The sequence below is a fragment of the Flavobacterium wongokense genome, assembly GCF_021608265.1.
Taxonomy (GTDB): domain Bacteria; phylum Bacteroidota; class Bacteroidia; order Flavobacteriales; family Flavobacteriaceae; genus Flavobacterium; species Flavobacterium wongokense.
Genome location: NZ_JAKIHP010000001.1, coordinates 31,286 through 45,497 on the forward strand (window position 1 = coordinate 31,286; position 14,212 = coordinate 45,497).

Here is a 14,212-nt window from a genome sequence, read left to right on the forward strand (position 1 = left end):
TTTAAAAAGCAAATCAGCACTTATTCCTTTACAAATTTTAGCGCCATGCTGCCTAACTCAGAGCGGCATTGAATCAAATAAATCCCGCCTGCCAATCCGCCTACTTCTATAGTTGCATAATCTCCTGAAACTGTTTGCTTGCGGACTAATTTACCTTCAACAGAATAAATTCCGAGTTGCTTATCTCCCTCATCATCAAAAGACAAATACAACATATCGCCAACCGGATTGTTGAGCAGTTTTATACTACCTCTTTCAAATTCAGAATTTGACAAAAGAGCTGTATCGAATTTTGAAATATAAATACTTTGCGGACCCATTGCGGTAGCGTAATCATGACTCCCTCTCGGATTAAAGTCTGCATTGCCCTTATAAACACATGTTAAATATAAATTTGAACCATATAAACCCATACGTGCCCAAACGTTGGAACTGCCATTGTTTTTCTGATTAGTTCCCCAATAATAATCACCTTGCGGATTTAAACTTATTGCATACTGTGCTTGATAAGAAACAGAAAAACAGAGGATTTGGGTTAGGGTATCCGGATAGTAATAAAAATTCCAGTTTAAATCTCCCGTGACATAGATATAATTATTCTCATCTATCTTTAAATCTTCACAAGTATACCCTTGTATTCCTTTAACCCACATAAAATTCCCTGCAGCATCAAATTTCACAATGAATTGCCAGGCATTGGAATTTATAGTATTTATCTGGGATGAAGGATTAAAATCTATTCCTGATGTAGCTTCACCACAGGCAATTAAATTATCGTTATGATCTACTTCTATTCCATGAATCCAATCGGTTGATGAACCTGTAAGTTCGTAGTTCCAGATTTCATCACCCTGAGGGTTTAGTTTTTTGATGAAGGTGTCATAAATATTCGACATCCATCCGGTTATATATATATTGCCTTGACTATCAATAGCAGAATCCCTGGTATCGGATGCAACTATCTGCTTAACCCAGATAAAGTCTCCATTCGCAGCCAGTTTAAGGCAAAAACCACGATAGGCACCATTAGTATCCAGGGTTTGACTAACCCCTCCGGGGTTAAAATTAACCGCGCTTCGAAACACTCCTGAAACGATTACATTATTGTTTGCATCAGATTTAATAGACGAACCAGATACATCATGCACACTTGTATAGGACTTTGCCCATATAAATTCGGCATCGGCGGTCAATTTTGCTGCAAATCCGCTACCAAGGCCAGTTGGATATAACAAATATTGACCTGGGCCAAAGTCAAAATCCTGCGTTGCATGTAAGCCACCAGTTAGCAGCAAATTTCCGTTTTGATCAAATTCCAAGCAAGCAATACTGGTAGAAGTTGACAACGTCTTAACCCAAAGGAAATTCCCGTTGCTGTCATATTTAAGTATATAAGTAGAATCCGTTACATTGTAAACAGCCGCAGAAGGGTCAACATCAGCAGTCCCTATGATTTGACCATAACTAAAGACATTTCCCTGCGAATCCGTTTTGATTCCTCCCGAATAACAATAAGAGTTAGTATCCAAGGTCCTGGTCCATTGGTATTGCTGTCCGAATGAAACAAAGGAATCGAACAAAAAAAACAGGCCTAAAAAATATTTAAACACTGTGGTTTTTGAGTCGACAGGATTGCTGTAAAAATGTGCCATAAAAAAAAAGATTGTACACTAAAGTACAATCTTTTTTTAATATTTATTCAATGCGGAATTTTATTATCCTAAAATCGATTTTAAATCGCCATTCATGGCTCTGACAGCATCGGCACTTTTTGCGAATTTTGACTTTTCGTCATCATTTAAAGTGATGTCTACGATTTTTTCAACTCCATTTTTACCGATGATACATGGAACACCAATACAGATATCGCTTTGACCATACTCTCCTTCAAGGTAAACCGAACACGGAATCATTTTCTTTTGGTCGTTCAAAATGCTGTCAACCAAAAATGCTACAGAAGCTCCTGGCGCATACCAAGCCGAAGTTCCCAACAAGGCTGTTAACGTTGCTCCTCCAACCATAGTGTCGGCTGAAACTTTTTCCAATTCTGCAGCCGATAAAAACTCAGAAACCGGAACTCCATTGTAAGACGCCAATCTGGTCAACGGAATCATAGTCGTATCTCCGTGGCCACCAATCACCATTCCCTGGATATCATTTGCCGGTTTGCCCAAGGCCAATGACAAATAGGTTTTGAAACGAGAGCTGTCAAGCGTACCACCCATTCCGATAATCCTGTTTTTTGGCAGGCCTAATGATTTGAAAGTCAAATACGTCATCGTATCCATTGGGTTGGAAACAATCACAAAAATTGCATTTGGGGAAGCTTTCAGCAAACTTTCAGCCACACCTTTTACAATCCCTGCATTGATTCCAATCAGTTCTTCACGTGTCATTCCCGGTTTTCTCGGAATTCCCGATGTAATAACCACCACATCACTTCCTGCGGTTTTAGTATAATCGTTGGTACTTCCCGAAACTTTGGTATCAAATCCCAAAGTAGTCTGGGTCTGCGTAATGTCTAATGCTTTTCCTTCTGCAAAACCTTCTCTGATATCCAGCAATACAATTTCACTGGCAATTCTTCTGTAAGCAATAGCGTCTGCACAAGTTGCGCCAACGTTTCCTGCTCCTACAATCGTAACTTTCATTTGTATATTAATTTGTTGTTGTTTTAATTTTTTGAAGCTAATCGGGCTATCCGCGCTACATGGTAGCTTGCTCCAAATGCGAAGCATTCACCGAACACTTATTCACAAATAAGAACTTGGTGAGGTAATCCCGGCTAGTTACGCATCGATTTTTGCATACACAGCATTCTTCTCGATAAACTCTCTACGTGGCGGAACCTCATCACCCATCAACATTGAGAATACACGATCGGCTTCTGCCAAACTTTCGATAGTCACCTGGCGCAAAGTCCTGAAATCAGGATCCATCGTAGTTTCCCATAATTGTTCCGCGTTCATCTCTCCAAGACCTTTATAACGTTGGATTGCAGCGCTTCCTCCCATTCTTTCATTAGCTGAATCACGTTGATCATCATTCCATGCGTATTCTTTCTTGTTCCCTTTTTTAACCAAATACAAAGGTGGCGCAGCAATGTAAACGTGGCCGCCTTCAATCAGTTCTTTCATAAAACGGAAGAAGAACGTTAATATTAAGGTAGAGATGTGGCTGCCATCGACGTCGGCATCACACATGATGATTACTTTGTGGTAACGCAGTTTTTCCAAGTTCAACGCTTTGGAATCTTCCTCAGTTCCGATTGTAACTCCAAGTGCTGTAAAGATATTTCTAATCTCCTCGTTTTCAAAAACCTTGTGGTGCATCGCTTTTTCCACATTCAGGATTTTACCCCTCAATGGTAAAATCGCCTGGAAGTTACGGTCACGGCCTTGTTTAGCCGTTCCACCTGCCGAATCTCCCTCGACAAGGTACACTTCACATTTTTCCGGATCCTGTTCTGAACAATCGGATAATTTCCCAGGCAAACCTCCACCGCCAAGAACGGTTTTACGTTGTACCATTTCACGTGCTTTTTTAGCCGCATGACGCGCCTGAGCAGCAAGGATGACTTTCTGAACGATGATTTTGGCATCATTCGGATTTTCTTCAAGGTAATTCTCAAGCATTTCAGCAACCGCCTGGGAAACCGGAGAAACAACTTCCCTATTACCCAATTTGGTTTTGGTCTGTCCCTCAAATTGAGGCTCGGAAACCTTTACAGATATAATTGCCGTCAATCCTTCACGGAAGTCATCACCGGTAATTTCGAATTTTAATTTATCCAACAATCCCGACGAATCAGCATATTTTTTCAACGTACGCGTCAATCCCATACGGAAACCCTGCAAGTGCGTTCCTCCTTCGTGGGTATTGATGTTGTTTACATAAGAGAAAATGTTTTCAGAGTAGCTGGTGTTGTACACCAAAGCAACCTCAACGGGAACCTCCCCTTTTTCGTGCTCCATGCTGATTACGTGCGTAATGATGGCTTCTCTTCCTTTATCCAAAAAGCGGACGAACTCCTTCAATCCTTCTTTGGAATGGAACACTTCTGAAGCAAATTCGCCTTTGTCATTCACATCCCTTCTGTCAGTAAGTGTAATCGTGATTCCTTTGTTCAGGAAAGACAACTCACGCATACGCGCAGCAAGTGTATCATAAGAATACTCAATTGTTTGTGTAAAGATGGTTTTATCAGGATGGAAGGTAACCATAGTTCCGCGTTTGGCAGTTTCGCCAATCTGCTTCACAGGATACATCGCTTTTCCTTTTTCATATTCCTGCTCGTAAACTTTTCCTTCTCTGTAAACAGTAGCCCTTAAATGATCTGACAAGGCATTAACACAGGAAACCCCAACACCGTGAAGTCCACCCGAAACCTTATACGAATCTTTATCAAACTTTCCTCCTGCTCCAATTTTGGTCATTACAACCTCAAGCGCAGAAACTCCTTCTTTTTTGTGGATGTCTACCGGGATACCACGTCCGTTATCTTCAACTGTAATAGAATTGTCTTCGTTTATAATCACACCGATGGTGTCACAATGCCCAGCTAACGCCTCATCGATAGAGTTGTCTACAACCTCGTAAACCAAGTGGTGTAAACCTCTGACTCCGGTATCTCCAATGTACATGGATGGACGCATTCTTACGTGCTCCATTCCTTCTAACGCCTGAATACTATCGGCCGAATAACTGTTCTTTTTAATCTCGTCGCTCATATTATTTTATCGTAAAAAATCCATTTTTTATGTAACGAGCAAATATACAAAAGCGCATAGGATTTCCTATTGAAATTAACTTAGAATAGCCTTAAGTTATTAACATTTTTGGCATTATTTCAACAAAAAAACGCCCATCAAAAATGACAGGCGTTTTTAACAAACAAACTAAACTTCAATCCCAACTCAGGCCAACAAAACCTGAGCTTTATTTTTAAGGCGGACCTTTCTTTTTAAACTTTTACTTCGGGCTTTACATAGGCATCTTCATGCACTGCCGCCACCGCTCTTCCAGACGGATCATTCAGGTTTTTGAATGCTTCATCCCACTCCAAAGCAACTTTTGTACTACAGGCAACGCTGGCTTCCTGAGGCACGCTTAAAGCTGCTGCATCGCTTGGGAAATGTTCGTGGAAAATAGAGCGATAATAATACTCTTCCTTGGACGTTGGCGTCTGTATTGGGAATTTGTATTTTGCATTCGCTAATTGTTCGTCAGAAACTGCCTCTGCAACCATTTCCTTTAGCGTATCAATCCAACTGTAACCAACACCATCGCTAAACTGTTCCTTCTGCCTCCAGGCAACACTTGCCGGAAGCATATCTTCAAAAGCTTTTCTGATCACCCATTTTTCCATTCGTTCGCCATTGATCATTTTGTCCTGTGGATTGATGCGCATCGCAACATCCATGAATTCCTTGTCCAAAAACGGTACACGTCCTTCAATTCCCCATGCAGCCAGACTCTTGTTGGCACGAAGGCAGTCATACATGTGGAGCTTGCTCAGCTTGCGAACCGTTTCTTCATGGAATTCCCTTGCATTTGGCGCTTTATGGAAATACAGATAACCTCCAAATAATTCATCGGAACCTTCTCCTGACAATACCATTTTGATTCCCATCGATTTGATGACGCGTGCCATCAGATACATTGGTGTGGAAGCCCTTATAGTAGTCACATCATAAGTTTCGATATTGTAAATTACGTCGCGTACAGCATCCAATCCTTCCTGTATTGTAAATTTGATTTCGTGGTGGATTGTTCCTAAATGATCGGCAACTTTTTGGGCTGCAGCCAAATCGGGCGAACCTTCCAAGCCAACTGCAAATGAGTGCAGTTGTGGATACCAGGCATCAACCGTATCACCGGATTCAATGCGTTTTTGCGCATATTTTTTGGCTATAGCCGAAGTAATTGAAGAATCCAATCCGCCTGAAAGCAAAACCCCATAAGGGACATCACTCATTAACTGCCTGTGAACCGCAGCTTCCAATGCTTTTTTGATTTCTGCTATGCTGGTTTCATTTTCCTTTACAGCATCAAATTCGGTCCATTCCCTTTTGTACCATTGTACAAATTCACCATCAGTACTCGACATATAATGTCCCGGAGGAAACAATTGGATTTTGGTACAATAACCTTCCAGAGCTTTTAATTCGGAAGCGACATAGAATGTACCATTTTCGTCCCAGCCAATATAAAGTGGTATGATTCCCATATGGTCACGGGCAATGAAATATTCGTCCTTTTCAACATCATATAGGGCAAATCCAAAGATTCCATTCATTTCATCAATAAAACGCACCCCTTTTTCTTTGTACAAAGCCAAAATAACTTCGCAGTCACTTTCTGTTTGGAACTTATATTTTCCTTCAAACTGTTTGCGTAAATCCCGATGGTTGTATATTTCGCCATTGGCAGCCAAAACCAGGCTTTTATCTTCACTAAACAAAGGCTGTTTCCCTGAAGCCGGATCAACAATCGCCAAACGCTCATGAGATAAAATCGCTTTATCATTGCTAAAAATCCCACTCCAGTCCGGGCCACGGTGGCGAATGATTTTAGACATTTCCAACACTTTCGGTCTTAAGGTTTCTGCTTTTTGTTTAAGGTCAAAGGCGCATACAATTCCGCACATATTCTTTCATTTTATTTTGATAGGGCAAAGATGTAATAATAGTTATAAATGAAAAACATTATTAACTATTTAATTACAAATTATAACTAAAAAATAAAATACTATTAACTTATGAAAGTTAAAAAATCTAAAAGAGTGATTTGACTTTAAATTTGTTATGATACGCTTTCAATCGAGTAGGGTTTTCCATTCATATCAAATAAAAATCCGGTTTCGTTTCCCATTAATTTGCTCCCGAGTGGCGATTGTGGTGAAAGTGCAAAAATATTTTTGCCGTCAATAGTTAATTTTGGCAAAGCAGCACTGATGAACAGCAGCATTCCGTTTGCCTGGACCATACTTCCCAATGCGACTTTTTTGTGGATTTGTGATGCGTCAATTTTATCAAGTATGTTTTTTTGCTCAAGGATTTCCCTGAGTTTGTGATTGAGTTTTTCCTGTTCGAGATGCATCATGGACAAGGCGGTTTCATGTTTGTCGCCGGCCGAACCTTTGGCATCATTTTGGGCGTCTTCGGTAAGCCCCGAAATCATATCCTGAAAGACATCAATCCGGTCCTGAAGCATTTCTTTATAGCGAAGTAGAATTTGTTGTTTTAAAGTCATAGTTACCGGAAATAAAAAATCCTGTAAAGCAAAGATACTCTACAGGATTCATTTTGGAATTATTTCTGTTAAAAATCAAATTTATAACTCGCACCACCCAAAACCTGAATTCCCTGCACAGGATAATTCAGCCATTTTTGGTAATCCTGATTTGCCAGGTTGTTTCCTTTTAGGAAAAAGGTCATGCGCTCACTGAATTTGTATCCAACATGGAGATTCAAATCGAAATAGCTTTTTAAGGTCACCTCCTCAATTGGGAACGGAGTAATCAACGAACTTGTAATGAATTGGTCTTTTCTTTCGCCAACAAAGAACAGGCTTGAACCTGCATACCATTTTGGCGTAATGGTTACGTCTAAAGTCGTAGCTAATTTTATCGAAGGCAGGTTCCAGGCTTCTTTTTCTACATCGGTTGAAAAGCTGCTGAAGGTTCCGTTGATTCCGAAAGAAACGTTTTTAGAAAAATCGGCTTTCAGTTCACCAAAGAAACTGATTGTTTTTACCTTGTCATAAACTACGTTAAACGAGTTTCCATAAGTATATCCTTCAGTATTGGCGTTGCTGTCATCATAGCCATTACTTTTGAATAAAGCCTTTCCTTCTTCGGCTTTGTATGAACCACGGATATTATAACTCACGCTACTTGCCAGTTTTCCTTTCAATCCGGCAAAGACATCATATTTTTGGTCTGTTGGTGCTACGCCCAATGTTGGCGAAACAAAGAAATTTTCCTGTACAAAATCGTGATACGAATTTTGCTGCAATGTTCCTTCGATACCGGCATAAAACACCATCAAATCGCCCACAACCTTGAACGAACCTGTAACCTGCGGATAAATGAAGAATTTGCTTTCTCCGCCTTCCTGCGCAGCGCTGTAAAAGAATCCGACGCCGGCATTCATCGACAAATCACCTTTATTGATTTTGATGCTTGGCTGGAAACCGAAATTGGTAAATCCATATTTATAAGAACCACCGCCATTGTAAGTTTGGTCAAATGAACCGCTGATGTAATCCAATACAAAATCGGCTTTGATTTTTTGCTCTACAATGTCAAATTCCAGGGATGGTTTTGCTACAAAACGATTTTCCGCCGAGCCAAAAGCATCCCAAAAACGGGTAAACCTCAAGCTGCTTTCCTTTAAGACATTGTCCAATCCCAGCCTTCCGCCAAGGTATAAAGTATGATAGGTTTGACGCTCATCAATGTTCTCAATTGTCGCATCATCAAAAATTCCGGGATGCAATCCGTACCAATTGTAAATTTGGTGTTGGTAACCCAAATCGGCATTCCAGGATAAACCTTTGGCCCTGCTTCCATAAGTCAGATCCAACGAAGTATTGAACATCTTGTCGTCCAAAACGATTTCGTCTATTCCGCCCTGAGTAGAATTATGGCGGAGCATCCCACCGAAATAATCGGTGTTGCTTACATTTTCGGTAACAAAAAGTTCGGCATTCACTGTGCCGTAATTTCCTGCTCCAAGCGTCATATAATTACTGTATATTTTTTCTTCGGCACTTTTATCAACACTCGCAGCCCTTCCTTTTGCCGGAGCAAAAGTGGAAGCCACCGGAAATGAAAAAATATTGTACTGAATGTTCTCTTTTTTCGAAGTTTCCTCATCATCAAGAGTTGGCGTTTCCTTTATCTTAAATGCATCCGAAATTGACGGCGTGTAAGGCTTCACTACATTTACTACTTCGGTTCCGATGTTGTCATCCTTCTTTTGGGCAAAAGAAACCTGAGTCAAACCTAATAGTGCAATTACTGATATATATTTTAACTGTTTCATATTCTTAGATTCTTTGGGCTTATTCTGTTAATGATGAATTCGTTTTGGCAGCTTCGCCTTTAATGATTTTAAGTTCGGCCTGAGCTTCTGCAGTTACATCATCAAATTCCTTGAAGTTTTTAATCACACTGTCCAGGATTGATGTCGCGCTGAAATTGTCCTTCAACTGATAATAGTTTTTAGCCATTACAATCAATCCTTTGGCACCAAAATATTTATAACCTGAATAATCTTTGGCCAGTTTCTGAACCGTTTTATTCGAATCCTCATATTTGCCATCCTTATTTTTAAAATACGCATCATAATACAACGCTTCTGCCGCCAATTCTCCTTTGGCGATGGTCAGTAATTTGGCATAAGCCGTTCTTGCTTTGGCTTCATCATTTGCTTTTATTGCCGAACGTGCCACGATTATTTGCGCATCACTTTTGATTTTGTTATCAGTTTTTGGATTTGCCAAAACCTTATCAGCATAAACTACGGCTTTAGGATAATCTTTCTGGTCGTAATAAGCACGCATCAAATTCGCCTGCGCGAAGGTTACGTTCTGCGGAAAATCGGCTTCGGTTTCCAAGCGTTCCAAAACAGGAACCGCTTTAGTATAATCGTCTTTTTTCAAATGGATTTCTGCCAAACGCGCCAAGGACTGTTCGGTAAATTCATTCCTCGATTTTCCAATTACGAATTCATAATTTGGGACAGCGCTGACTTCCTTTCCGTCAGCGTAAAGTGATTGTGCCAGATAGAAATTGGCTTTTAATGCATGGATTCCGTTTGGAAATTGTGAAACATAGCCACTCAAACTAGTGATGGCTTGTTTGGTATTGTTCTGAAGGTATTGCTTTTCAGCGGCTTCGTAGGTATCATTATCCAAATCGGCATCGGTAACTTCAACAAAGTCGAGTGTTCTTACCCAAGCTGCATAATCTCCGACTTTGCCCATATCCATATAAACCAATCTTGCGGTTGCAACGGCTTCCGAAGCTTCCGGTGTTCTTGGATATTTGGCAGCCACTTCCTTGAATTTGGTAATTGCCTGCTCATTTCTCTGGCTATTGTAATACACCAATCCCTGGCGTAAAATCGCTTTTGACGCAAAGGAACCATTTTTGAATTCGCTCAACAATTGGTCATAAGTCCTAATCGCCATATCGCCTTTGTTTTCGGTAACGTAAGTATTTGCCAATTCAAACAAGGCGTCATCACGGTATTGTGAGGTTTTAAATTTGGCCAAAAACGAATTAAAATCATCGATTTTCTTGTCATTCTTTCCAACAAAACCATAGCTCAATGCTTTCTGGAATGCGGCATAATCAGCATCAATTCCTTTCATGTCAATCGCTTTGTTATAAGCATCCATTGCCGGCCAGTATTTGGAAGTTACGAAACGGCTGTCACCCAATCTAAGGTAAGCGTCGTTCAAGCGTGCCTTGTCGTCTTTTGGTCCGTCAACGTATTTCTGGAAATAATTCCCAGCCTGGTCGTATTCTTTTTGTTTGAAATAGGCGTAAGCGATATTGTAGTTGATGTTCTTGAATTCAGGGCTGTTTTTGGCTTCCGATGAAGCTTCAAATTGTTTGAAACTCGCTTCAGCATCGCTGAAATTATCCAGGACATATTCGGTTTCCCCTTTCCAGAAAGAAGCACGAGCGGTAATTTTTTCATTCCTTGGATTGGCAATTGATTTTTTAAACATGCTCAATGCATCTTTGTAACCACCATCGGTGTATAATTCGATTCCTCTATAGAACAATACTTTTTGATAAGCTGCTTTATTTTCAGGAGAATTGTTTTTTTCCAATAAGGTCAGCGCTGCTTTGTAATTTTTAGAAGTAATGTACGAGTTGATCAATAAATTCTCAATCTCACTTTTAGCCGGCGAATTTGGATACTTTTCTAAAAAAGCTGACAAAACATCTGGCACACTTTGGTAGGAATTTCCAATTTCATAGCTCAGTTTGGCATAATTCAGATTCGCATCTTCCTGGATTTTTTTGTCGAAATCCATTTCGGAAGCACTTTTGAAGGCATTCAATGCCTGTTGTTTTTTATCGGTTTTGAAATAACATTCACCCAAATGGTAATACCCATTTTGCGCTACAGAATCCTTCCCGTCTATGATTTTATTGAATTGTAGGATTGCATTTTCGTAGTCTTTTTGTTGGTAATAGGTGTAACCCAATTGATAGAAATCGGTGTTGCTCCATTTTCCTTTTTTGCCTTTATATTCCTTTAGATAGGGCAGCGCTTTGTCGTATTGTTTCAGGTTGAAATAACTCTCACCAATGATTTTGTTCAATTCCGATTTTTCCATCGCATTCGACTTCGGCATCGCTGTCATTCCGGCATCAATGGCCTTTTGGAAATTCCCTTCCTTAAACGCCATATCAGCCTTGAAATACGATAATTTCTCTGCGTATTTATCTTCGGTTTCAACCTGTTCAAAATACTTGTTGGCTTCCTTGTAATTATTGCCTTCATATTGCATGAAACCTAAGTAATACTTCGCCTGCGTTCCGTACTCCTTAGAGTTTTCAGATTTTGACAAATAAGCCTGGGCCTGTTTTTTATCGCCAGCAGTGAAATAGGCGTAACCTTTTTGGAACGTAAATTTCTCTTCCTGTTCGTAAGACAGCGAATTTTCATCCACTTTCTCAAAATACTGCAACGCCTGTGGGAATTTGCCTTGCTCAAAGTAGTATTGTGCCACTTCAATGTAAGCCTGGTTTTGCTTTGAACTCGTTGGATAATCCGCGATGAATTTTTCAATCAGTTCATCGGCATTATTCTGGTTCAGGTGAATGGCGCAGATGCCGATATAATACGCGCAATCAGCCTGTACATCCTGGGAGTCATTGGCCTGCTTTACTTTTTCGAAAATAATTTGGGCCGATTGGTATTGCTTGTCCTTAAACAATTTAACCGCATTGTCAAATTCAGAAAGATTGTTGGTGTAAATGGCAGATTGTTGTCCTGAAACCGTAGAAACCCCAGCCAAAAGGAACATAAAAAATAACATTAAAACGTTGCGCATGATTTTTATTTTAATTTATCCAAAAATATTACTCTATTACCTATAACGTAAAAACTACATGATTTATTATAAACATTCTTGTAAACAATTTTAACAAATTGGGTTTTACAAAGTTGGAAGTGGAAGTTGTTTTACGAAAAGCATGCCAATAAGTATTTTGGAAAATAATTTTGAATACAAACGGTAATCTTATTACTTTTACCCAATAAACAAATTATACATGTCAGCAGCAGTTTTATCCCTAAAAAATGTAACGATTTATCAGGAAAACAAAGTGATTTTGTCACAAATAAATCTTGAGGTTAAGGAAGGCGAATTCCTTTATATCATTGGTAAAACCGGAACCGGGAAAAGTAGTTTCATGAAGACGCTTTACGGTGATTTGCAACTGACAGTTGGTGAAGGGAATATTGTAGGCTATGATTTGGCGAAGCTGAGAGAAGATGACATTCCGTTCCTAAGAAGGAAAATCGGAATCGTATTCCAGGATTTCCAATTGCTTCCCGACCGAAACGTAAATGAAAACATGCTGTTTGTTTTAAAGGCGACCGGCTGGACTGACAAGACGTCAATGCAGGTTAAGATTGACGACGTTCTGACGCTTGTTGGCTTACGCAGCATTGCCAATAAAATGCCGCATCAGCTTTCGGGCGGAGAACAACAAAGGGTTGCCATTGCAAGAGCCTTACTGAATGACCCCGAATTAATCCTGGCAGACGAACCAACGGGAAATCTTGATCCACAAACCAGTGCTGAAATTTTAGGTGTTTTGAAAAAAATCAATGACAACGGAAAAACGGTAATCATGGCAACACACGATTATGCTGTGATTATGAAATTCCCTGCCAAAACCTTGAAATGCGAAGACAATACTATTTTTGAAGTGGTTCAAAAAACGGTTTAAATCGTTTGGTTTCCGATAAATATTTTGCCAAAAGCAGGAACATAAAAGGGAAAACCATCAAATGAAACCGGTCGCCCTGGCCACAGGAAATTCCGGATGTCCCCACAACATACAGCATAAACAAACTGATGAATGTCAATGGATTTGGCCTTCTAAAGGTTTTAAGCAAAAACAAAAAGGCAAGACATAAGGAAAAGAGCGTGTAAAAACGGTTCTGCCATTTACTGACATCAAAAAGGAATGTTTTGACAAAATCGAATCCCTGTCGTTTTTTAAAATTCCTGATTTCCGAAAGGCAGCTGTTACCACTTACCGTGTTTTCCTTTACATCCAAAGCATAGGCTTTTAGCAGATTCGATTTATTATAATGAAGTTGGTTTTTCAAATCTGCGCCGGCAATCCTCAATTTATCCTCAGGTTCATTACTCGCTAAAAAATCGGCTCGCGGATTATTCCTTTGGGTATATTCTTTCCCAAACTTCAGGCACATAGCCTTGCTTCCGATATAATCGTAATAGGTCACCGAATCGATATAACTAATGGTAAAGCTCCCAAACTGGTACTTCATTCCACCACATTGAATTGCTATCATCAAAAGGCTGCCATAAATCAAAAACATGCTTTTCGATTTATAATTTTTGATGATTTCCTTAATGAAATAAAGCGTTATGACGATTGCCAAAAACTTGGAACCAGGTTTTATCAGCATGCTCGCCAGGAAAATGGAAACCGAAAAAGACAAATACCAAAACGTTTTCGTTTTATAATATCGAACCAATAAATAAAAGGCGGAAACGATAAAAAATTGATAAATCGTTTCGGTAAGCAGGTGAAAAACATGCACCGTATTCCCTATGATTAAAATTGCCAAAAGAGTAAAAACGAAAGCTGCCTTTGGTTTTACGTACGATTTCAGGATTTCGAAAAAAAGCAGGAATGAAGCCAGCCAGCAAAACAGATTAACATAAAAGCTAAAGCTGAAAATACTCTCATCAGAACCTCCAAACAAATAGGGAATTCCTGTAATTGCCGACATTAAGATCGGCCTGTAAATATGACCTTTATAAAAAACGTAAAGGTTTTTTGCTGCTTCCTGATAGTTAAACGAATCCGAGTGCATCACACCCTGAATGCTCATTTGGGTTACAAAATCGAATACTGAAATCCAGCTTATCGCAATAAAGAGTATAAAAATGTGGTATTTATATTTTTTCAAAAAATCCA

9 protein-coding genes are annotated in these 14,212 nt (G+C 39.6%); 1 reads left to right on the forward strand and 8 read right to left on the reverse strand.

The genetic code is table 11. From position 1 onward, the window contains the following. Positions 1–20: 20 nt before the first annotated feature. The 7 genes from L1S31_RS00150 to L1S31_RS00180 form a co-directional block, all read right to left on the reverse strand. Positions 21–1,652, reverse strand: a complete 1,632-nt coding sequence (locus L1S31_RS00150; protein ID WP_236460041.1) for a T9SS type A sorting domain-containing protein — start codon at positions 1,650–1,652, stop codon at positions 21–23. Positions 1,653–1,715: 63 nt separating this feature from the next. After that, positions 1,716–2,651: a malate dehydrogenase gene (gene mdh / locus L1S31_RS00155; RefSeq protein ID WP_236460042.1), complete on the reverse strand. Its 936-nt coding sequence runs from the start codon at positions 2,649–2,651 to the stop codon at positions 1,716–1,718. Between the two features lie 138 nt (positions 2,652–2,789). Then, positions 2,790–4,730 (reverse strand): DNA topoisomerase (ATP-hydrolyzing) subunit B, encoded by a 1,941-nt coding sequence (gyrB, locus tag L1S31_RS00160; protein ID WP_236460043.1) that lies wholly within the window; start codon positions 4,728–4,730, stop codon positions 2,790–2,792. Between the two features lie 233 nt (positions 4,731–4,963). Further along, positions 4,964–6,649, reverse strand: coding sequence for an asparagine synthase B (gene asnB / locus L1S31_RS00165; protein ID WP_236460044.1), 1,686 nt, complete (start codon positions 6,647–6,649; stop codon positions 4,964–4,966). Positions 6,650–6,804: 155 nt separating this feature from the next. Continuing rightward, positions 6,805–7,254 (reverse strand): hypothetical protein, encoded by a 450-nt coding sequence (locus L1S31_RS00170; RefSeq protein ID WP_236460045.1) that lies wholly within the window; start codon positions 7,252–7,254, stop codon positions 6,805–6,807. 68 nt (positions 7,255–7,322) lie between these two features. Continuing rightward, positions 7,323–9,050 (reverse strand): porin family protein, encoded by a 1,728-nt coding sequence (locus tag L1S31_RS00175; protein WP_236460046.1) that lies wholly within the window; start codon positions 9,048–9,050, stop codon positions 7,323–7,325. A 19-nt stretch (positions 9,051–9,069) separates the two neighbouring features. Next, positions 9,070–12,084, reverse strand: coding sequence for a tetratricopeptide repeat protein (locus L1S31_RS00180; protein WP_236460047.1), 3,015 nt, complete (start codon positions 12,082–12,084; stop codon positions 9,070–9,072). A gap of 220 nt (positions 12,085–12,304) precedes the next feature. On the opposite strand from L1S31_RS00180, the gene L1S31_RS00185 reads away from it, so the two are divergent. Beyond that, positions 12,305–12,988, forward strand: a complete 684-nt coding sequence (locus tag L1S31_RS00185) for a cell division ATP-binding protein FtsE (protein ID WP_236460048.1) — start codon at positions 12,305–12,307, stop codon at positions 12,986–12,988. Here the strand turns inward: L1S31_RS00185 and L1S31_RS00190 are convergent. Beyond that, positions 12,957–14,204, reverse strand: a complete 1,248-nt coding sequence (locus tag L1S31_RS00190) for a glycosyltransferase family protein (RefSeq protein ID WP_236460049.1) — start codon at positions 14,202–14,204, stop codon at positions 12,957–12,959. The genes L1S31_RS00185 and L1S31_RS00190 overlap by 32 nt on opposite strands. Positions 14,205–14,212 lie beyond the last annotated feature (8 nt).